At 51.8% G+C, this 21,103-nt stretch carries 13 protein-coding genes and 1 pseudogene; 4 read left to right on the top strand and 10 right to left on the bottom strand.

Going from position 1 to position 21,103, the window contains the following annotated elements; genetic code table 11:
* Positions 1 to 4: 4 nt before the first annotated feature.
* From DCC81_RS16080 to DCC81_RS16040, 9 genes are all read right to left on the bottom strand, one after another.
* Positions 5 to 931, bottom strand: coding sequence for an ABC transporter ATP-binding protein (locus DCC81_RS16080; RefSeq protein WP_108687616.1), 927 nt, complete (start codon positions 929 to 931; stop codon positions 5 to 7).
* Between the two features lie 27 nt (positions 932 to 958).
* Positions 959 to 2,425, bottom strand: a complete 1,467-nt coding sequence (locus DCC81_RS16075; RefSeq protein ID WP_108687615.1) for a RagB/SusD family nutrient uptake outer membrane protein — start codon at positions 2,423 to 2,425, stop codon at positions 959 to 961.
* A 23-nt stretch (positions 2,426 to 2,448) separates the two neighbouring features.
* On the bottom strand, positions 2,449 to 6,018 hold the full coding sequence (locus tag DCC81_RS16070) for a SusC/RagA family TonB-linked outer membrane protein (protein ID WP_165806611.1): 3,570 nt from the start codon (positions 6,016 to 6,018) through the stop codon (positions 2,449 to 2,451).
* A 458-nt stretch (positions 6,019 to 6,476) separates the two neighbouring features.
* Positions 6,477 to 7,634, bottom strand: coding sequence for a FecR family protein (locus DCC81_RS16065; protein WP_108687613.1), 1,158 nt, complete (start codon positions 7,632 to 7,634; stop codon positions 6,477 to 6,479).
* A gap of 78 nt (positions 7,635 to 7,712) precedes the next feature.
* Positions 7,713 to 8,303 (bottom strand): RNA polymerase sigma factor, encoded by a 591-nt coding sequence (locus DCC81_RS16060; RefSeq protein WP_165806610.1) that lies wholly within the window; start codon positions 8,301 to 8,303, stop codon positions 7,713 to 7,715.
* A gap of 80 nt (positions 8,304 to 8,383) precedes the next feature.
* Complete coding sequence (locus DCC81_RS16055; RefSeq protein WP_108687611.1) at positions 8,384 to 10,198, bottom strand: glycoside hydrolase family 15 protein; 1,815 nt, start codon at positions 10,196 to 10,198, stop codon at positions 8,384 to 8,386.
* A gap of 69 nt (positions 10,199 to 10,267) precedes the next feature.
* Positions 10,268 to 11,179: a substrate-binding domain-containing protein gene (locus DCC81_RS16050; RefSeq protein WP_108687610.1), complete on the bottom strand. Its 912-nt coding sequence runs from the start codon at positions 11,177 to 11,179 to the stop codon at positions 10,268 to 10,270.
* Between the two features lie 3 nt (positions 11,180 to 11,182).
* Positions 11,183 to 11,650 carry a DsrE family protein gene (locus DCC81_RS16045; protein ID WP_108687609.1) on the bottom strand — a complete coding sequence of 156 codons (468 nt, stop codon included), beginning with the start codon at positions 11,648 to 11,650 and terminating at the stop codon, positions 11,183 to 11,185.
* The gene (locus tag DCC81_RS16040; RefSeq protein ID WP_108687608.1) at positions 11,647 to 12,645 is read right to left on the bottom strand and encodes a c-type cytochrome; all 999 of its coding nucleotides are present in this window, start codon (positions 12,643 to 12,645) and stop codon (positions 11,647 to 11,649) included. The genes DCC81_RS16045 and DCC81_RS16040 overlap by 4 nt, the downstream gene beginning before the upstream one ends.
* A 179-nt stretch (positions 12,646 to 12,824) precedes the next feature.
* Here DCC81_RS16040 and DCC81_RS16035 point away from each other — a divergent pair, with 179 nt between their 5' ends.
* The 4 genes and pseudogenes from DCC81_RS16035 to DCC81_RS16020 form a co-directional block, all read left to right on the top strand.
* Complete coding sequence (locus DCC81_RS16035; RefSeq protein WP_108687607.1) at positions 12,825 to 15,179, top strand: glycoside hydrolase family 3 C-terminal domain-containing protein; 2,355 nt, start codon at positions 12,825 to 12,827, stop codon at positions 15,177 to 15,179.
* Positions 15,180 to 15,477: 298 nt separating this feature from the next.
* Positions 15,478 to 17,928 (top strand): hypothetical protein, encoded by a 2,451-nt coding sequence (locus DCC81_RS25740; protein ID WP_205686348.1) that lies wholly within the window; start codon positions 15,478 to 15,480, stop codon positions 17,926 to 17,928.
* Positions 17,929 to 18,046: 118 nt separating this feature from the next.
* Complete coding sequence (locus DCC81_RS16025; protein ID WP_108688276.1) at positions 18,047 to 18,709, top strand: FAD-binding oxidoreductase; 663 nt, start codon at positions 18,047 to 18,049, stop codon at positions 18,707 to 18,709.
* A 136-nt stretch (positions 18,710 to 18,845) separates the two neighbouring features.
* Positions 18,846 to 20,051: pseudogene (locus DCC81_RS16020) on the top strand (ABC transporter permease); the annotation flags it as partial.
* A 119-nt stretch (positions 20,052 to 20,170) separates the two neighbouring features.
* Here DCC81_RS16020 and DCC81_RS25865 read toward each other — a convergent pair.
* On the bottom strand, positions 20,171 to 21,052 hold the full coding sequence (locus DCC81_RS25865) for a cation diffusion facilitator family transporter (protein ID WP_108687605.1): 882 nt from the start codon (positions 21,050 to 21,052) through the stop codon (positions 20,171 to 20,173).
* Positions 21,053 to 21,103: the final 51 nt, after the last annotated feature.

Genomic DNA, 21,103 nt, shown 5'->3' with positions numbered 1-21,103 from the left:
AGGCTTACGCAAATTTTTGAGTGGACAATTGTTTGAAGATCTCATCCAGGGCGGTCTTATCGATCGAGATCTCGCGGAGGCGCCAGCCTTTTGCAATGCTGGCTGCGATCAGCTTTTCGGCGATATCCTGGTCACCGGTGAAATACACGCGTGCCTGGCGGGCCGTAAGGAAGTCCACTTTCGTCACCCCGTTTACCTGCAACAGTTCCGCTTCAGCCGGCGGATTTTCCATATGCATTAACAAACTGTGAGGTGCCACGTAATTATTGAATGCATCCATGGTATCGGAGAATACGATACGGCCTCCTTCGATCATTTTGATCTCTTTACAGAGCAGCTGAACCTCAGAAAGGATGTGGGATGAAAAGATCACCGCACGGTCCGTAGCGATCTCCTTGATCAATGCCCGTACTTCGATGATCTGGTTAGGGTCCAGGCCGTTGGTAGGTTCGTCCAGCACAACAAGCCTGGGCTTATGAATAATAGCCTGGGCTATCCCCACACGCTGGCGGTAACCGCCGGAGAGGTTGCGGATAAGGCGGTTGCTGAAGTGTGCGATGCCACACTTCTCCTTTGCCTCTGCAAGGGCAGGCCTGACCTCATTTTTGGGCATCAGCCGCAGCGACGCACAATATTGCAGGTACTCATCCACGGTGAGATCCATATACAGCGGCGGGTTTTGTGGCAGGAACCCGATCTCGCGCTTGGCCCGGTCCGGGTGCTCCCGCATGTTGATGCCGTTAATAAAAACATTGCCTTCTGTTTGGTTCAGCGCGCCACAGAGGATATTCATGGTGGTGGATTTTCCAGCCCCGTTAGATCCCAGCAGCCCTACGATCCCCGTGTCTGCAATCTCTAAATTTATGTCACGGATAGCCCAGGCTGTCGCGTATTTGTGCGACAGCCGTTCCAGTTTTACAATCGTATTCATATTGAAAGTATATCGGTGTTTAATGCATCAGGGATTGTTCTCCATTCCCGTGTTGCCATTGATGATATTAGGCGGTAGCCGCAGCGTGAGCCGGTTGGGCTGATCCATATGATATTCCGTCGTGGTACCATCGGCGTTATATTGAACGTGTGTAAACACCATGCCGGCAAACAGCGGGTCTACAGACAGGCGGCGCATATCAAACCAGCGGTAGCCCTCCAGTGCGAATTCGCGGATGCGCTCGTCTATCACAAATTTGATCAGCGCGTTTTGATTACCGGCGGTGGCGGCGGGCACGGTCGCATCAGCAGCAGGCATGCGGTGGCTGCGCAGTACTTCCAGGTCTGTTTTGGCACCAGCAAGATCATTGGCCCTTGCTTCTGCCTCTGCGCGCAGCAGGTATAGTTCTGAAAGCTGCAGGCCATAGCGGGAGTATTGCACACCGTACTTTCGCAGGCGCCCTCCCGCGTTTGGCGAGCCATCAGGGTTCTTATTGGTATAGAGCAAAAGGCGCAGGTCACCTGCACGAAACAATGCCTGTGTAGCAGGCGTCAACACCAGGCCATCATTACAAAGGCCATTACCGTTGTATGACGTATTCGGGAATATCTTGGATACTACCGCTTCAGTTAGATCATTGTAATTCTTACCCGGTCCCTGCGGACCATAGGTAGGATCAATAGGCTGAAACACACCACCGGCAGCAAACTCCTGGTTGTAGTCATATAACCTTACGCTGCTGTTGGCCGCCAGGTCCGTGAAGGCGGCATTGAACATTTGCAATGCATCTGCATTGCGGCCCATGAACAGGTACACCTTGCCCAGTAATCCTTCCGCCGCCGGTTTGGACATGCGGGTTTGTATTACAGCTTTTACCGGCAGGCTGGTGATGGCATCTGTAAAATCCTTAATGATAAAATCATAGGTTTCCTGTACTGTACCGCGGGCATAAGGCCCGCCGTTCACATCTGCTTTGGTGATGATGGGAAAACCCGGATCGGTGCCGGCAGTAGCTGCTGCATAGGGTTTTGCGTAATAGTTCACCAACTGGAAGTAGGTCCAGGCGCGGGTGGCCTTCGCTTCTGCCAGGATCCTTGCCTTGTCAGCATCCGTACCATCCTGGGAGTTCATTACTTCATTAATGATCTTATTGAGCGTGTATAGTTCCGACAGGAAATGTGACAGGGCAAACGGGGGCATGTCCCCATCTTTGTAGATCACCGCCTGCCACTGGAACAGCAGCATGGACCATTTGGAATACTGGTTGATGAAAGGCGCCTCCACGGCCACTTCATCCCCCATCAGCTCCGGGTCCTGCCAGCCACCGGCATAGCGGTCAATATAAAAAGCCGGATCATTCATAAGCTGGTCATAATCATGGGTTGTTACGGCCACCTGCTCACCTAGCGGTATCACTTCCAGGAAACTCTTTTTACAGGAGAACAGTGTAAATACAGCAGTAATATAGAAAAGAGGATAAACGATCTTTCTCATAATCCTTCTTAGTTTAAAGTGAATTAAAGTGTAACATTCAGACCTACGCTATAACTATGTTTGAAAGGCGGCAGGTCCCTGTAACCACCATTCAGCGACATGTATTCGGGATCTATGCCATAATGGTTTGCTTTCCATACCATAAAATTGGTCACCTGGCCATAAACGTTCACCCGTTTCACTTTCAGCATGCGCAACACGGAAGGTGACAGATCGTAACCCAGGGTGAGGTCCCGGATCTTCATATAGGATGCGCTCACAACGTTCAGATCGCCTTTCATATAGTAATCAACATTCCGGCGGGAATAGCTGCTATAATCCGCAACAAAGGAAGGGATATTCGTTTTCTTCTCATCACCAGGCTGCTTCCAGCGGTTGAGGAAAGAAGGTGCAATATTGCCCCCGAAAGTAGCGGCATTACCGCCCAATCTCCCGGAATAGAACTGGTTCACATCCTCTCGCATAACATATCCCAGGTTGTATATCATATTTACGGCAAGGCTTAATCCTTTATACCGGAAAGTATTGCTAAGGCCACCGTAATAAGGCGGCACCGTGGTGCCTTTAAACACCAGGTCATTCTTTGTGGCGATGTACGGGTCCTTGGTAATGGTCTTGCCATCTCCCAGTTTTATCTGGGGATCTCCCATGTTATCCAAACCCGCGAAACGGTATGCATACAAAGGCTGCAATGGCAGTCCGACAACATAAAGCGCGCTCATGAGGTAACTGGGTGTATTCATATAATCCTCGATCACTCCGTTGCCCAGGCTTACAAGCTTATTCACGTTATGGCTGAAATTAAAGTTCGTGCTCCAGATGAAATCCCCGATACGCAGGTTTTCGGAGTGGATCGTCAACTCAATGCCCTTGTTACGTAATTCTCCGAGGTTACCAACCGAACTGGAAAATCCATTCAATTGGTTGGTAGGTAAAGGTGTTAACAGATCTGTTGTTTTCTTGTTATACACCTCGATGGAACCGGTTATCCTCCGGTTCAACACACCGAAATCCACGCCCAGGTTGAGGGTATGCGTACTTTCCCAGGACACCTTGCGGTTCGCGGCATTAAGTATATTCAGCGCATCACCCGCCACGCCACCGGAGTATGCGGCAGGATTTGCCTGCAGGATGTCTTCCACCGAAGCAGCGCCTAGGTAGGGTGAATTGCCAGTTATCCCATACGTAGCACGCAATGCCAGGTCATTGAGCCAGTGGATATTCTTCATAAATTGCTCACGGACCAACTGCCATTTGCCTCCAAGACTATAAATAGGTTTGTTCTGCGCGGAAACGTCGCTACCAAAGAGATTGCTGTGATCCCGGCGCCAGCTTAAATCCAGGTTGTATTTGTTATCAAAAGTATAACTTCCCAAAGCGAACCAGGAATTATAACGGGACACAGGCTTTGCAACCAGATATGTCTGCCCATTGAAATAGCCATAACCAGTCACTGTGCCAAATACACCCTGGCTCAATGTTTTATTATCGAGCACCGCATAAGTACCCAACGCCCGTTTGTATCCATACAGCGTGTTTGTGTTGCTATAAGAGACATCCTGTGCCGCTTCTGTACCGGCTTGCAGGCTTACCTGGTCTTTACCGTGCCTGGGAGCAGCATTATAAGCTAGCTGATTACGCACCGTCCAGTTACGCTGATCATAGTTAGTCACCGTGTACGTGCCGCCATCCGTAGGAAGCAGGTATTCCGGTGTAGCACCGATATAGGGCGCCCTGGTAAATGACAGGAGTTGTTTACGCTGTTGCAACATTTTGGCGTCTGAATAATTTTCCGAAGTACCGGGCCCTGTCACGTAACCATAAGTACCGATGAAGCTCAGGCCTTTCCAGATCTTTAACTCTGCGTTAGCCGTAACATTAACGTTCAGGATATTATTATTACTGCTACCATACCCCCGTTCTTTCACAGGATCATAATCCAGGTTTATAAGGCTCCTGGCGGAATAGTCCTGGCGCAAAGAATCACCATAGCCGGTCATGTAAGGCATGTTGATACTATTGCCGTGTGCATCCCTGAATAATTGGTAAGGAATAAAATTATTACTCACACCGATCTCATTATCGCCGCTCGACACGCTATTGATCAGGGTTGTATTTAAGGTAATATTTAATCGCTTGCCGGCATTTACATGTTGGCTTAGGCTTATGCGATAGCTGTTATTACGGCTACCGGGGGTATTGCTTTGCACACCTACCCAACCTAGTGATCCATAAAAGTTATAAACATCTGTTCCCCCAGATACCGACACTGTATGATTGTTGGTAATTGCGTTCCGGAACCAGATATCCTTTATCTGGCCCAGGTTATTGATCCTGCTCAGGCTATCAAGGCGGGCATTTGCCTGTGCAGCACTGATCAGGCCACGGTATTGGTCATAGAGGATCTGCTCATGTGGCCATACTATGCCGGTATTTACATCATTCCAGCTAAAAGCCACCGGATCGAAGACCTCCTTCGCCGTTTCAATGAATTGCTTGCTGCTTAGCACCGGCACATAACTGAAATCAGGTTTGCCCTGGAAGTTAAGGGAGCCTGTATAGTTGATACTAAGCGGCTGGTTTCCATGGCCGGATTTAGTAACGATTACTATCACACCGTTAGCTGCACGGGCGCCCCAGATAGCAGCGGCGGCAGCATCTTTCAGTACCGTGATATCCTGGATATCATCTGGATTTACAGATGCAAAATTATGAACCAATACGCCATTCACCACATATAGCGGATCCGTGCCAATGCTAGCATTAGCCGTGGTAGCACCGCGAACAAGACTCTTGCGTGTAGAAATTCCATCACCATTGTAATTGGATGAAATATCACCAGGCTGCCCGATAGAAAGCCCTGCCACCTGCCCTTCCAGGCGACCTATGATATCATTGGTACCTACCCGGTTGTGGAACGCCTGCATGTCCGGCTTACCAAAGGAACCGGTAGCCCTTTCCTTGCTCAGCGTCTGGTAGCCCGTGCTAAAAGTGACAGTTACCGAAGACAGGGTTGTGATCTTCTCATGCAGCACTACGGACATAAGGCCACTCAGCCTTACAGGCAAACTCACCGGCTCATAACTCACACTGCTAAAAAATAATGTATCGCCAGCGGACAGGTTGCGAAGCATAAAAAAGCCATGGTCGTCAGTGGCGGTGACCACGCGGCCACCTTTTACGATCACTGTCACACCGGGAATCGGGCGCCCTTTTGTATCGTGCACCACGCCACTCACTTCGCCCCGTACAGGCTGTCCGCCAGATGCAATCACAGGCGCAGCCGCGGGCTTTTGCACTTCTGATTTACTTATGAAGATGGTTTTACCCTCCATTGAAAACTCCAGCTGGCGTGCTGTCAGTACTGCCTGCAATGCATGCTGCAGTTCCTCATCCTTCCACTGTACCGTCACCGCCGGTGCGCCTTCCAGGTCTTCGTTGCGGTAAAAGAATTTATACCCCGTTTGTTCCCGGATCACCGAGAGCACCTGCTGCAGGGGTACTGCTTTACCAGTGTAGGTGATCGTTTGCGCCATTGTTCTTGCACTCACCTGCAACACCATTGCCAGTAGTAATACAGTTGTTAATTTCATCACTAAAGCGATTTTGGTTGATAAGCTCCTCTTTGGTGCATACGAACGTAACTTCAAGAGGATAAGACCCTTAAATTGCATACTTGCCTTGTTTAAGTTTTGAGAAAACTAGCGCTTAGACACCTGTTTTTTTTAGCATAACTTTCCCCATAGGCCGGCGTAGGACGCCAATCTTTGCATCCGGCTTTATGGTAAAATGTTTATGTTCTAAAGTGGTCCCTGCGTTCTACATCTTTTGGTTGTTGTAACGACTTTGGTTGACCTGCATACCCCTATTGATGGTAGGAAATAACGGGGCGAGGATGAAAGGCAGCGATTTTTACATACATTTACATTGTTTAAGTTTTGAGAAAAGCGGATTAGACACCTGTTTTGCGAAAAACACAAACAACAGCCAGGGGTAGGACGCCAATCTTTGCACCTGGCTTTTTTGTGCCTTCACATTTATCTTGTATGATCTATGGCCGTATCACCAGCTTACGACCATTCTCTATTTTATAATTCAGCCGTGTTTTAGACAAGCCCTTCAGCACCTGGTCCAGCGTAAGCGAACGGTCTATTTCCCCACTATAGCTGCCTTCCGGCACATTCCCGTCAAATACCACCTCTATATCATACCAGCGCGCAAGCTGGCGCATCACCGTTTTAAGATCCGCGTGGTTAAAGGCAAAACTGCCATCTTTCCAGGCAGTTACCGCCTGCAGGTCTACATTTTGTTCCAGTTTTATATATGTGGCGTTGGCCGGCACCTGTGCCTGCTCACCGGGATGCAGTAGCTGTGATGCGCCCCGGGTCACTATTCTTACCGCTCCCTGTAAGAGCGTCGCATTTATGCTGGCCTCATCCGGGTAGGCATTTACGTTAAAATGCGTACCCAAAACCTGGATCTCGGTACCATCGTTCACTTCCACCCTGAACGGTGCCGTTTGGGAAGCCACCTCGAAATATGCTTCCCCGCTTACCTTCACTTTACGCTCCGTTCCATCGAATGCTACGGGGTAAGTAAGGCTGCTGGCCGCGTTCAACCATACTTTAGAACCATCCGGCAGTACCAGCTGGTACTGGCGCCCTCTCGGGGTAGACATTGTATTATAAACCGTCTGTTTCGTATGTGCGTTCACGTTATATATTAACTGGCCATTCCGGAGGTTCACGGCCGCCCCGCCCTGGGTAGCTACTACGCCATTATGCAGGCTATCCAGTACCACCTGGCTGCCATCCGCCAGGGTAAGCACTGCGCCGGCATGCCCGGGCTGCACGTCCTGTTGCGCCGCCACAGTATGGATGGGTCGCTGCCATACGCTGTAGAGGGAATAACCGATCCCAGCCAGCAATACTGCGGCGGCCGCGGCGGTCCAAATACGCCGCTTCCCATATACAGGCCGGAGGCTGACAGTTTCCCGGTCAGCTTCCATAGCATGATGGAGCTTTTGATAGATCTCATCACCCACCGCGCGCCTTTCGGCATCCGGGAGGGATGCCAGTTCAGGACCGCGGCTGTTCAGCATTTCCAGGTAACGTTCTGCGAATACCTTTTCCCGGGGGCTGGCAGTGCCAGCCTCGTAACGTTCCAGGACCTGGAAAAAGAACTCCTTATCTTGTTCAGAAGGGTACATGCAAAAGCGCTGTTTAGATATATAGTCAGGTAAAAAAGAGGATCTTCCCGGCCTTCACCGGGATTTTTGAAAAAAAATTTAAGGACGCCTTGTAATTTCCTGTACCAGGAGTAAAACAGGCAGGAGATGCCCGAAATGGGCGCGCAGGAATTGCACCGCCATGCTCAGTTGGTTCTGCACGGTCTTATTGGAAATATCAAGCTGCGCCGCAATTTCACGGGTTGAAAGATGCTGAAAGTAATAGCGGACAAAGATCTCCCGCCTGCGCTCCGGCAGTACATCCAGCCAGGAAGAAAGCAGGGCGGTAAAATCTTTTTCCAGGAGTTCCTTGTCGGCTGTGTAGGCTGACGTACCGGGATTTTCCAGTATATCAAAAAAGAAAGTGTCCTTTTTAACTACCAGTTTATTAATGATCCGGTAATGTAATGCCTTGGCGAGATAAGCAGGCACATGTGTAATGGAAAGCGACTCCCGGCGGCGCCAAATGTCCAGGAATATATCGTGCACCACTTCTTTTGCCAGCTCGGCATCAGCCAGCCGGCGGTTCGCGGAGAGGTAAAGACGCTCCCAATAACGCTGGAACAGATCTCCAAAGGCACTTTCATCGCCTTTCACTATCTGAGCAATGAGCTCCTGGTCGGTATTTGAAATATCACTTGACAATTGCACATAGGTGGGAAAAGCCCATGCGGGTAAATATAGTAAAAAAAAATTCCGGGGAAGGAAGCAATCCACCCCAACGGGTATTCCTACCGGAGCCGCTTCAGTTGTTTATCCAGTTCCAGCGCGGCACTGATCAATGCCAGGTGCGTAAAGGCCTGCGGGAAATTGCCCAGGTGTTCACCGGTGTGTCCCAGTTCCTCGCTGAACAATCCCAGGTGATTGGCATATCCCAGCATCTTCTCAAAATTCTCTACTGCCTTGCTGACCTGCCCACTCTTAGCCAGGGCTTCAATATACCAGAAGGAGCACATATTAAAAGTGCCCTCCTCTCCTTCCAGCCCATCAATACGCCTATCCGATCCCTGGTAGCGGTACAGCAGTACATCCAGTCGCAGCTTTTTGTCCAGGGCTTCCATGGTCTTTGTCCACCGCGGTTCCATTGGTGCAATAAAATGCGTGAGCGGCATGAGCAGCACACTGGCATCCAGCAGGTCACTGCCTTTGGACTGCACCCAGGCTTGCACCTTCCCGTTCCAGAAGTTGTGGTAAATATCGTTGTAGATGGCATCCCGCAGGGATTTCCATTCCTGCTCGGGGTAAGGGAATACGCGGTGCTCCGCGATCTTGATAGCCCTGTCCATAGCCACCCAGCACATTAACCGGCTGTGCAGGAACGGCAGCTTGTCACTGCGTATTTCCCAGATGCCATGGTCTTTGCAGTCCCACTGTTCTGTTACGCATTCCACCAGGGTGCAGATCATGGTCCAAAACTCGTAGCTAATAGGTTTATAGGATTTATTGTAGATGTAAATGGTGTCGATCAGTTCACCGTAAATATCCACCTGCAACTGGTCTTTGGCCGCATTGCCAATGCGTACCGGCCGGGAGCCCTGGTAACCATCCAGGTGGGGCAGTTCTTTTTCATCCAGCTCCGTATTGCCATCAATGCGGTAAATAAGTTGCAGCTTACGCTCCTTACACAGATTGAACACCCATTCTAAAAAGTGATGGGCTTCTTCGTATAGGCCTAGCCGTAAGAAGGCATACATGGTAAAGGCAGCATCCCTTATCCAGGCGTAGCGGTAGTCCCAGTTGCGGTGCCCGCCCATGGTCTCCGGCAGGCCAAAGGTAGCCGCCGCAATAACAGAGCCGTACTGGCCGGAGCTTAGTAATTTCAGGGTAATGGCAGAACGCTGTACCAGCTCTGTATAGCGGCCATCGTAGGTGATCTGCCGGCACCACTTGCGCCAGGTGTCTATGGTGTCTATATAAGTGTGCTGTACGTAATTTTTAATATCCGGCTGTTCCTGTATATCGCCGGTAAAAGATTCCAATACAATGTGCACGGAATCATTTTCGCTTACGGTAAATTCTGCGTAACCATCCGCACCGCGTATTTCCAACGGCACTTCTGCCAGCAATCTAAGTTTGGGTAAATGAGCGGCACCTGCGGTAAATGCGATGGAGGGCCCCTGCTGCTGCGCTTCATGCGGGGTACGCGCATAATCAAACCGGGGCGCACAGTGCATGCGGTAGGTGATATTGCCCCGGATGGTTTTTATTTTACGGATAATGCACCCGCAATGATCTTCGTAATGGTCCGTCAAAGGCATATAATCAGAGATCTCCGCGATGCCGGCGTCTGCAAAAAAGCGGGTCAGCAATACTGCCGTACCGGGAATGTACAGTTGCTTGCTTTTGTATTCTTTCATCACCGGCTCTATAGAAAAATAGCCACCCTTTTTGGCGTCCAGCAGGGTGGCAAATACGGTAGGAGAATCAAAACGCGGGCAGCACATAAAATCAATGGACCCGCGCAGTGACACCAGGGCCACCGTTTGCAGGTTGCCAATGATACCATAGTTTTCTATGGGCTGGTAAGAACGCTTTTCATGTTGCATGCAGTACCCAATACAAAGGGTGTACCAGCAAAATGGCGCCCGGCGCCAGCCTTACTGCACTGCAGCCACCTACTTCAGATCAAAACCGTACTTCTTATATACGGCTTGGGCGGCAGGGCTACGGAGAAAGCGCAGGAAATCTGCGGCCGCCTGCGCGTGAGGGGCAGTTTTCAGGGAGCCGGCCGTGTAAATCACCGTGGCATTTTGGGCATCTGGCACCGTTACCAGGTCCACCGGGTTACCGATCATTTTTTGATACCAGGCTTCTGAGTACCATACCGGGCCGGCATCGCTCTGGTTGTAAAGGATACGCATGGGCGTTTGGCGGTGATGGATCTTGGTAAGGTAAGTAGTGCTGTCTTTCACCTTTGTTTCCATGATGGTTTGTTTTAGCGCTTCACCACCGGCTTTTACATAGGATGCCTGTATTTGTTTGGCAACGCCTTCCCAGGCAGGATTGGGCATGCTCACCCGCACATCTTCACGGCCCAGGTCTTTCCAGCCCTGGATATGCTTAGGGTTGCCGGCGCGTACCATGATAGCCAGTTTATTGGAGGTGTAAGACACCGTGTCCTTTAACAGGCCGGCCTTTTCTTCCAGCATGCCTTTGCTGGCGGTAAACACATCGGGGCGCAGCGTGATATGCAGGTTACCGATGGTAAGGTCGCCGCCGGCAATCTGCTGGTCCAGGATGCCTGGTGGTAGCGTTTCTGCAAAGACGCGGGTATACTGCGGGTATGCTTTTTTAAAACCGGCCAGCAGGTCATCAATGCACATAAACTGGTTACCGCCAAAGAAGACCACCAGTTGCGGATCATTGATATCCCCATACAGGTCCGGCACATTGTCTATACCGGGTACCGTGAAGTTTACACTGGCCCGGGGCGGTGTGTTCCAGGGTGGATCAAAAGAATGGTCCTGCGCATGACCTGCCCCTGCAGCCGCCAGCAACAGGGCCGTTATCACTATCTTATGTCTCATGTGTTATGGTTTTACAATGGCCCAGTGCTCCGCCTGGCGCAGGATCAGCTCCCCGTTACCACTTGGTACAATGGCAATAAAATCAAAGACCTTGTCCTGCGGGATCTTCCTTTCCCGCAGGGAATTAGCGCATTGAGCCACGATCACGCCTTTTTCAATAAGGTCCTGCAGGTCCTTTTCATAAGGGCCATCTTTCAGCACTACGTCCGTGCCGGCCGCAAAAGTGACCAGTTCAATGGTGACCTTGCCCTGCAGGCGGGGATCGCTGAGCGCGTTCTGGATGTTGCGGAATGCCTTGACGATGGTCTTGGGATCGTTGGAGTCCAGTTGATAAATAGCGTTATAATGTTTCTGTGTGGCCCTGGCACCGGTAAAAGCCTTGTTGGCAGCCAGTTTGCCGGTATCGGCCTGCGCGTGCGCGGCGGTGGCCAGCAGCAGGCAGCAGGCCAGTTGGATCGCTAATTGTTTCATGGAGTTTTGTTTTTATTGCTTGCGTAAAATACTTGAATAGGTTTAAAAGGCCCGTATTTATGTTGCCGTTCCGTATAAGGATCCGCATAAGGGCCAAATGGGAAATCCAGCGGTTTTCTTTCCCGCATCTGCCAGTCGTTCTGTTGATTGTAATGCGGGCGGGGCTGGCTGTTTACAAAGGCTGCCACGTCCCACGCAGTTGCCTCACTCAGTTGGGGATGTTGATAGTCTGTGCCAAAGGGCATGTTGTTGTACACAAAACCCGCCATGTTGCTGATGCGGTACAGGCCTGCTCCATCGTTAAAGCTATGTGGCCCCCATAACGGCGGATAGGCGTACCCGTTATGGTCCGGGTTGAGCTGCCCCTGCCCGTCACTGCCATGACAGCGCTGGCAGGTAGCGGCATAAACAGCCTTGCCGGCGGCGGGACTGGCAGGGCGGTCCAGGTAAGCCAGTTTCATAATACTGGTACCACCTGGCACCGTGCCTTTGGGCACATCTTTACCCAGCCATTTAATGTAGGCATAAATAGCCTGCATTTCTTTGGTGCTGCTATCCAGCGGCTGGCCATTCAGGCTGCGTTGCAGGCAGTCATTCACCCGGTCATAGATATCCTGTATGCCGTTATTACGGGCGCGGTACAGCGGGTAGGTGGCATATACTTTACCATAGTTATTGCCAAAAGGCACGGTCCCGGCCTGCAGGTGGCAGTTCTGGCAGTTCATGCCATTGGAGATATGCGCCACGCTGCCCCGGGGGCCCAGGTAAGCGGAGGTGTTGGCCACCAGGTCATGTCCATACCGCACCTGTGCATCATCCGGCAGGTCTTCCACCCCTGCACCATGCCATAGTGTATCTGCGCCGGCCGGTTGTTGATCATTCCTGTCCGCTACCTCCTGCTCCCGCCGCGCGTCCCGGACCTGCTGGCAACTATGCCATACACCTGCGCAGCAAATGCAAAACAATAAAACCGGGAACCAGTGTTGCTTCATCATACGTTTAAAATGCTTCCGTTCACCCCAAAGATAACACGCATGTTCCTGGGGTGCTTATTGGTAAATGTCATGCGGCATTACCTTTGGTTATGGTAAGATACGCAGGCTGGCTTTGCTAAAAAAGCGGTATATTTTGTGATCATTTTGCTGTTACCATATCTAAAACTAAACCCACGTACATGATCAGGTCTATTGCAGGCATACTCTGTCTATGCTTTGCCAGCAGCTGCATATTTGCGCAAACAGCGCCCCAACTGGGCCACAGCCCTTTACCGGAGGTGGTAAAGGCTATGACCACCGAAGAAAAAGTAAAGCTCATTGTAGGCATGGGCATGCGCATTGAAGACCTGCCACCCGGCATGCTGCCCCCGGCCGACCCGGGCGATGACCAGGTGCCGGAAAAAGTACCCGGTGCGGCCGGCCGCACGCACGCCATTCCCCGACTGGGCATCCCGTCCATCGTGCTTTCCGATGGTCCTGCAGGGGTGCGCATTAATCCCATCCGCAATGGAGACAGTGCCCATCCTTACTATGCCACCGCTTTCCCTGTAGGCACGTTGCTGGCCAGTTCCTGGGACACAGCCCTGGTGCGGCGCGTGGGCCAGGCGTTTGGCAAAGAGGCACTGGATTATGGTATTGATGTATTGTTGTCGCCCGCCATTAACCTGCAACGCAACCCGCTGGGTGGCCGCAATTTTGAATACTATTCTGAAGACCCCGTGGTGGCAGGCAATATTGCCGCCGCACTGATCAATGGCGTACAGGCCAATCATGTAGGCACTTCCCTGAAACACTTTGCGGCCAACAACCAGGAGTTTAACCGCATGCAGCTGAACACCCATGTGAGTGAGCGTGCGCTGCGCGAGCTGTACCTGCGCGGGTTTGAGATTGCCATAAAACAATCCCAACCCTGGACCGTGATGTCGTCCTATAACCTGGTGAACGATACTTACACTTCTGAAAGCCGGCCCCTGCTCACGGACATCCTGCGCGATGAATGGGGTTTCAAAGGGTTTGTGATGACAGACTGGTTTGGCGGGCAGCATCCCGTGGCGCAGATGAATGCCGGTAATGACATGTTAATGCCCGGAACCCATGCCCAAACAGAGGCACTACTGGCCGGTGTGCAAAGCGGTGTCATTACCCCGGCACAGCTGGATGAAAACGTGACCCGCATCCTCAACATCATCCTGCTCTCGCCGGCGTTTAAACACTACAATTACAGTGATAAGCCAGACCTGAAAGCACATGCGGCCGTGAGCCGCGCCGCCGCCGCAGAAGGTATGGTACTGCTGAAGAACAAGGACAATGTATTGCCCCTGGCCCAAAGCAGGCGCATTGCCTTGTTTGGCAATACATCTTACGACCTCATTGCCGGTGGCACCGGTAGTGGTGATGTAAATAAAGCATATGTGGTATCCCTGCTGGAAGGCATGCAGGCAGCTAATTTCCCGGTGGACGCAGCGCTCTCAAACACTTACCAGGTGTACATTGCAGCGCAGAAAAACCATCGTTCCAAACCTGCCATGGCCTTCCTGGCACCGCCACCCATTGCTGAAATGCCATTGGAAGAAACACTGCTGCAAGCCAAAGCTGCCAGTAACGATATTGCCCTGGTGACCATAGGCCGCCTGGCGGGTGAAGGCGGCGACCGCAAAGTAGATGACGATTATACCCTCACAGCTGCAGAACTGCAAAACCTGCACAACATCAGCAACACTTTTCACGCTAAAGGAAAAAAAGTAATTGTCATAATGAACATTGGTGGCGTGATGGATGTAAGCAGCTGGCGCGATGATGCAGACGCCATCCTCCTGGCCTGGCAGCCTGGCCAGGAAGGCGGGCACGCGATTGCAGATGTAGTGACCGGGAAAGTAAATCCTTCCGGCAAGCTCACCGCTACCTTCCCCGTGCATTATGAAGATGTGCCTTCGGCCAGGACCTTCCCGGGCCAGCTACTGCACCCGGACGATAGCACGGCCGGCAACCCGCTCATGGGCAAGCCCGCGGAAGTAAGTTATGAAGAGGGCATCTATGTAGGCTACCGTTATTACAAAACCTTCAACATCAAAGCAGCGTATGAATTCGGGTATGGATTGTCTTACACAAACTTCAGCTATGGCAAGGTAACCCTATCCGGCAGCCACTTTGACGGCACGCCTATGACCGCGACCCTCACGGTGACCAACAGCGGTAAGGTACCCGGTAAAGAAGTAGTAGAGCTTTACCTGGCCGCACCGGCAAAGATGGCGGACAAACCCGCACAGGAACTGAAGGCTTTTGCCAAGACCAAACTGCTTGCACCCGGCGCTTCCCAGACGCTCACTTTTACATTAAGCATTAAAGATCTTGCATCGTTTAACACGGCCCAGTCGTCCTGGATAGCCGATGCAGGCAACTATGAAGTACGTATAGGTGCATCGTCTGAAGACGTCCGCCAGACGGCCACTTTCACCCTGGACAAGGAAATGCTGGCGGAGAAAGTACACACTGCGCTGGCACCGCAGTTGCCGCTTCATGAACTGCATCCGTAAGATTTTCACTGCACCATCAGTGCAGTTTCATTTTATTGCGCTTATGCGTAAACGTTAGTAATCAATTCTTAGAAGTGCCGGCTGCAGCCAGTTTGCAGCCGGCACCTTTTTTTTCGTGTACCCGTTGTTGTCCGATTTACTGATTTCTCCGGTTGCGCATATTCAATGCGTTTTGCCAATGTATTTTAGCCTCCGGCATGTGCCCCAACATGCTGTCCTGAAAGCATCGATCGAAAAATTTCCGGCCCCCATTTTTAAACCCAACAGCTCAAAAAAACACAACCAAAAGGAGGACATCATGAGTATCAACATCACTGCCATTAATGGCCGCAACCCCTTGTTTGACTATGAGGCTTTTGAAAGCAGCTTTAACCAGCTGGTAAGCGGCACGGCACTGGACGCGCAGGTATTTGCCTTCAACAATTTCCCCGTACCGGTATCTTCAGAAGCCAATATAGACCTGCTGCTGGTACTGGCGGTAAACCCGGAAAAAGGCAACTTTTACCGGTTTAAAAAGAAAGACAGGTATGTGTACCTGCACAACCTGGTCATCCCTGTCAAATTTGTATCCCACCTGAAAACAGCACCGGTGACAATTTCCGGCCTGCAGCTGCTGCACGATGCCGAAGTGCTGGACTACAGCACGGAGATCAGTTCCCTGCGATTTAACCTTACCAACTACCTGGTGCACAAATGCGGCTTCCAGAAAGACCAGCTGTATGTGCAACCCCTTATTTTCATCCAGAACCCACATGAGCAGGTGCTGGACAATTACCTGGTGGCGCCGCAGCTGGACTTCTTTGCGCTGAACCGCTACTTCCTGGAAAGCACATCCGACATCTTCATTTCCTACAAAGAGTGGAAGACAGACGCGGGCTATGCCGCCCTGCCACACCAGCTGCACGCCCTGGCGGAACAGGCCATCCGCGACAGCGAAATAGGCTTCCTCACCCGCCGTAAAACGGAACGCCTGGGGCGCCAGCTAACGAATGAAAAGACCTTGTTTGAAGAGCTGAATAAAAACCTCATCATCATTCATGGTAAGGCCGGCACGGGAAAGTCCAGCGAGTTACTGACCCTGATGATGAAGTGTACCGGCAATGGCGGCAATGCACTCTTTCTCAGTTACAATAAGCTGCTCATCTTTGACATAGCCCGCACTATCAAAGCCCACCAGAACATACAATGCCTGGAACGTGGCGGCAGTATGCCCGGCGAGGCTGCTGTGCTTACCCTGCACTCCTTCTTCTACCGGCTGGCCAGATCACTGGGCGTACTGCATGTGCTTTCTGCCGCCAGGCTGGAAAAGCTCCAGCACCACCTGAAGGAGCGCATGCGCCTTATCTACAATTTTACAGAGCCGCTGCTGCGCCAGCAAAGCGGGTGGGTATCTCTGAAGCAGGCATTAAGATCCACCACCACCCTGGACACAGGCGCCAAAGAAGCGGGGCTTGATTTTATCCGCTTCCTGGAAAGAAGTGAAGATTTTAAACCGGCGCATTTTAACCGCCTGTCTAAAGAATATTACGAGCGCAAGGTCGTGCTGCTGTCACAGGTGGAAGCCAGCAAAACCTTCATTGCCGATTACTATGATGTACTGGAAAACACGCTGCTAGCCATTTCCGAACCGGAAGTATATTTTGAACAGCACGGCATTGCTCATAAACATTCCTTGCTGCTGTGGGCATTGCACTTGCAGGAGCACCAGGTAGTACGGAACGAAGGCGGGGTGAAGATAACGCTGGAAGGCTTTATGGAACAGGTATCGCGTATCCTGGCCGGGCACCAGCGAAACCGTACCGTGTTTGTAGACGAAGCACAGGACTGCCACCGTTTTGAAAAAGACATCCTCCTCTCCCTGTACGGCGCCAATAACCTGGTGGTGGCAAACGGCGGGAAGGACCAGCTGGTGCGGCATACGGAGCTTTGCAACTGGGAAGTATCGCAAAACAAAAAGATCGCCTTTAAGAAGTATTACACCCGCAACAGATCTTTCCGCATCAAGAAAACGGTGGCAGACTTCTGCAACTTCGTGGCAGCCCAATTCAATATCGACTTCCACCTGGAGCCGATGGACGCACCGGATGACGGTGAACTGCTGATCGATTTCCGCCAGCAAAACCCGGATACAGCAGTGAAAGAAGTATTCAACCACCTTGCGTTGAAAGGTGCGGTGAATGGCTGCACCCGCTATGAAAGCCTGCTGGTGCTACTGGAAAGCAACAGCCAGCGCGCTACAGACCAGGGCGAGTTACAGGAGCGCCCCGCGGTAATGGTGAGTGAGCATGGTAACATCCGCGAAACCCTGCACCGCCGTAAGGGCGGCTGGAAATACATGCCAGGGCTGGAAACTTACAAAGACCGCTTCTGGGATGGCACCATTGACGATAAATCCCAACAGGCCGTTCCCGGGCCGCATGAATCGCGCATTATCTATTATGAAAGTTGCCGTGGCCTGGAATCCTGGTCTGTGGCCTGCTTTGCGCTGGACAAATTCTTTAACCAGAAGCTGGAAGAACCCGATGCCGCGCTATTCCTGGCGGAAGATCTTTTCCTGGCCACGGATGTGGAGAAACGCAGGCAGATGTTCGCAGCCACCTGGGTGCTCATGGCGCTTACCCGCGTTATAGACACGTTGTACATACAGCTCAATGACCGTGAATCTGTGTTTGGAAAAGTAGTAGCAGCATACCTGGCCCTGGATCCCGCACACGTGCGGGAATTAGGGCCACACCTGGTAAAACAGTGATCACTACCAAGCGGTTGAAACCTTGCAGATTCCATCAGCCCGCCACGGTGAGGCCTGAAAATTGCGTACATTGTGTAGTGCCGGTGTGCAAACCGGCGTACTTAAAAACGCGACACTTATGGAACACATCGTAAAGATCATCTCCCTGCAACTTGTGACCCACAATGTGCGGAGATACCGCTTTAGCAAACCGGCAGGCTATCATTTTGAACCCGGGCAGGCCACGGACGTATCCATCAACCAACCCCGCTGGAAAAACGAGCTGCGCCCTTTTACATTCACCTGCCTGAATGACGATGACTTCCTGGAGTTCACCATTAAATCTTACCACGACCACGACGGCGTAACCCATACGCTGAGCACCTTGCAAGTGGGTGATGAACTGATCATCCGCGATGTATGGGGCGCTATCAGTTATAAAGGAGAAGGCTATTTCCTGGCCGGCGGCGCGGGCATTACCCCTTTCCTGGCCATTTTGCGCCAGCTGCATAAAGACAATAAGATCGCGGGTAACCAACTGTTCTTCGCCAACCAGACCATGCAGGATATTATCCTCAAGGAAGAGCTGGACCAGATGCTGGGCCGGCAGGTACATTACCTCATCAGCCGGGAAGATTCTCCCTATCACAAGGGTCGCATAGACAAGGCTTTCCTGCAGGCGAATATCAAAGATTTCTCCAAGCCCTTTTACATTTGCGGACCGGACCAGATGGTGGCAGACCTGTCTAAAACCCTGGAGGAACTGGGCGCGAAGGCAGATTCCGTTGTATTTGAAAAATAAGGGGGCCGTCCCCAAATGGACGGGGCGCGTATCAAAAGCGGACAACCGCGGGGTACAGGACCTGCTAATTTACTGGCTTTCAAGGCCCTCCTGTCAGGCCGGATTCTTGTGCAGCAGCCTGTAAACCGCCTGCTGCATGTTCCACAGTTACCTGAAAATAGCGCTCCGCAATTTATGGAAGCACCGCTTTTATACGCTTCTCAACGTGCTTGGCCTTTCCCTCGGCATGGCCGGAGGCCTGGTATTACTGCAGTTCATCCGTTTTCACCTCAGTTTTGATCAATACCATCCCCACCCGTCACAGTTGTACCGTGTAGTCACGGAACTGCACCTGGATGATGGCAGCACCGTGCATGAACAAGGCAGCCCGCTGGCCATGGGCCCTACCTTGCAACAGCAGCAAAGCGGCATTGCCGCACAAGCCGTGCTTACGCAGCTACCCGCGGCCACGGTGGGTGTACCGGGCACCGCGCAGACCACCTACTTCAAGGAACATAACAACGTAGCATTTGTAGGCGATGCATGGTTCCACCTGTTTACTTATCATTTCTTACAAGGCAGTTACTCCACAGCCCCTGGCAGCGCAGTGATCACGGCATCGCTGGCACGTAAATATTTTGGCAGTGACAATGTAATTGGTAAAGCGCTGCAACTGGATAGCAAATACGAAGTAACGATCAGCGGCGTAATGGCCGATCTTCCGGGCCATACGGACCTTGGCGCCAACCTGTTATTGTCTGATGCATCTTTCCGGGGTTTCAGCACGGAGGCAGCAGCAATGCTGCAGGACTGGAACTACATCAAGAGCAACACCCAAACGTTTGTGCAACTACGGGAAGGCGTGGATGTCAATGACATCAACAAAGCCATGATCCGCCTCCGTAACCAGCACTTCCCGAATGATATTGCAAACGTATACCAGTTCACTTTACAGCCTTTAAGTGACGTCCACTTCAATCCCTTTTTTAGCGGCACTATGCAACACTCCCTGCTTACCACGCTGGCATTTGTGGGCATTTTCCTGGTGGTGATCGCCTGTTTTAATTTCATTAACCTGGCCACTGCCCAAAGCGCCCGGAGAGCCCGGGAGATCGGCACCCGCAAGGTACTGGGCAGTGCGCCCCGCAGCATCTTCTGGCAATTCATGCTGGAAACCACCTGCGTTGCCCTCCTGGCCATGCTGCTGGCACTCGCATGGACCTTTGCCGCACGCCCGCTGATGAACAACTGGGTGCAGGTACCCATTTCCCTTAACGTTTTCAAAGACCCGCTCCTGGCGGCTTCCATCGCAGGCTTGCTGGTCTTCATCATCAGTGCGGGTGGTAGTTATCCCGCCATTATAATGAGCCACTATAAGCCGGCAACTGCTTTCCGCGGGCATGGCCAACCCGGTGAACAGCCTCAAAGCAGAATAAAAAAGCCATCCCAATCGGGATGGCTTACAACGTATATGCAGCAACATTATGCCGGCTCTACATGCACCAGCACATCTTTGATATTCAGGTCACTTTGCAGGAGCGTGTCTTTCACTGCGTGCGCGATCTCGTGCCCGCGCCGTACACTCAGTGTATCCAACACCTGGATGTGGATGTCTACAAAATAATCGAAGCCCATTTTGCGCACATAGCATTTTTCCACCAGCAGCACATCCGGGTTTTCACCGGACAGCGCCCTTACTTTGTTCACAATAGCCGCGCCAGGTGTGGCGTCCATCACTTCATTAAGCGCGGGGCCCAGCAGGGAAATGGCATTGTAGGCAATGATGCCGCTGGCAATGAGGGCCGCCCAGTCATCAGCCGCCTCATAACCCTTGCCCAGCAATAAAGCAATGCCCACGCCAACGAATGCCGCAATGGACGTAATAGCATCACTACGGTGGTGGTAAGCATCTGATTTTACCGCCTGGCTGTTGATCTCCTTCCCTACTTTCAGCACGTAACGGAACATCCCTTCTTTAATGAGGATCACCGCGCCCAGTACCAATAAGGTAAAGCGCCTGGGCAGCTGGTGGGGCGTACGGATAAATTCAATGGCGTGCCAGCTTATCCATACCGCCGCGCCCAGCAGGAATAATGAAATGAGAATGGCCGCCAGGGGCTCTGCCTTGCCATGCCCGTAGGGATGTTGCTCATCCGCAGGTTTCATGGCAATGCGCAGGCCTATCCAAAGCAGGCCGGAACTCAGCACGTCCGAGGCGGTTTCAGATGCATCCGCCACCAGCGCGTAGGAATGCCCGAAATAGCCGGCCGCCAGCTTTACAAAAATCAGCACAATACTGATCGCAATACCCAACAAAGTAGTGCGCATCGCTCTTTCGGAAGGATGAAGACTGGCAGTTTGCATAAGCAGGTAGTGGTTTAGAAGGCGCAAAAATAAACCATCTGTTTTGAAAGA

The sequence above is a fragment of the Chitinophaga parva genome (genome assembly GCF_003071345.1).
Classification (GTDB): Bacteria; Bacteroidota; Bacteroidia; order Chitinophagales; family Chitinophagaceae; genus Chitinophaga; species Chitinophaga parva.
The sequence above is the reverse complement of the archived record's forward strand: the minus strand, read 5'-3'. Positions and strand labels throughout refer to the sequence as shown.

Excerpts from the sequence above, each read along its gene's own strand:
- DCC81_RS16070 (WP_165806611.1), bottom strand. The coding sequence starts at position 6,018 with ATGAAATTAACAACTGTATTACTACTGGCAATGGTGTTGCAGGTGAGT.
- DCC81_RS25865 (WP_108687605.1), bottom strand. The coding sequence starts at position 21,052 with ATGCAAACTGCCAGTCTTCATCCTTCCGAAAGAGCGATGCGCACTACT.
- DCC81_RS16065 (WP_108687613.1), bottom strand. The coding sequence starts at position 7,634 with ATGTACCCTTCTGAACAAGATAAGGAGTTCTTTTTCCAGGTCCTGGAA.
- DCC81_RS16075 (WP_108687615.1), bottom strand. The coding sequence starts at position 2,425 with ATGAGAAAGATCGTTTATCCTCTTTTCTATATTACTGCTGTATTTACA.
- DCC81_RS16035 (WP_108687607.1), top strand. The coding sequence starts at position 12,825 with ATGATCAGGTCTATTGCAGGCATACTCTGTCTATGCTTTGCCAGCAGC.
- DCC81_RS16055 (WP_108687611.1), bottom strand. The coding sequence starts at position 10,198 with ATGCAACATGAAAAGCGTTCTTACCAGCCCATAGAAAACTATGGTATC.
- DCC81_RS25740 (WP_205686348.1), top strand. The coding sequence starts at position 15,478 with ATGAGTATCAACATCACTGCCATTAATGGCCGCAACCCCTTGTTTGAC.
- DCC81_RS16045 (WP_108687609.1), bottom strand. The coding sequence starts at position 11,650 with ATGAAACAATTAGCGATCCAACTGGCCTGCTGCCTGCTGCTGGCCACC.
- DCC81_RS16040 (WP_108687608.1), bottom strand. The coding sequence starts at position 12,645 with ATGATGAAGCAACACTGGTTCCCGGTTTTATTGTTTTGCATTTGCTGC.
- DCC81_RS16025 (WP_108688276.1), top strand. The coding sequence starts at position 18,047 with ATGGAACACATCGTAAAGATCATCTCCCTGCAACTTGTGACCCACAAT.
- DCC81_RS16050 (WP_108687610.1), bottom strand. The coding sequence starts at position 11,179 with ATGAGACATAAGATAGTGATAACGGCCCTGTTGCTGGCGGCTGCAGGG.
- DCC81_RS16080 (WP_108687616.1), bottom strand. The coding sequence starts at position 931 with ATGAATACGATTGTAAAACTGGAACGGCTGTCGCACAAATACGCGACA.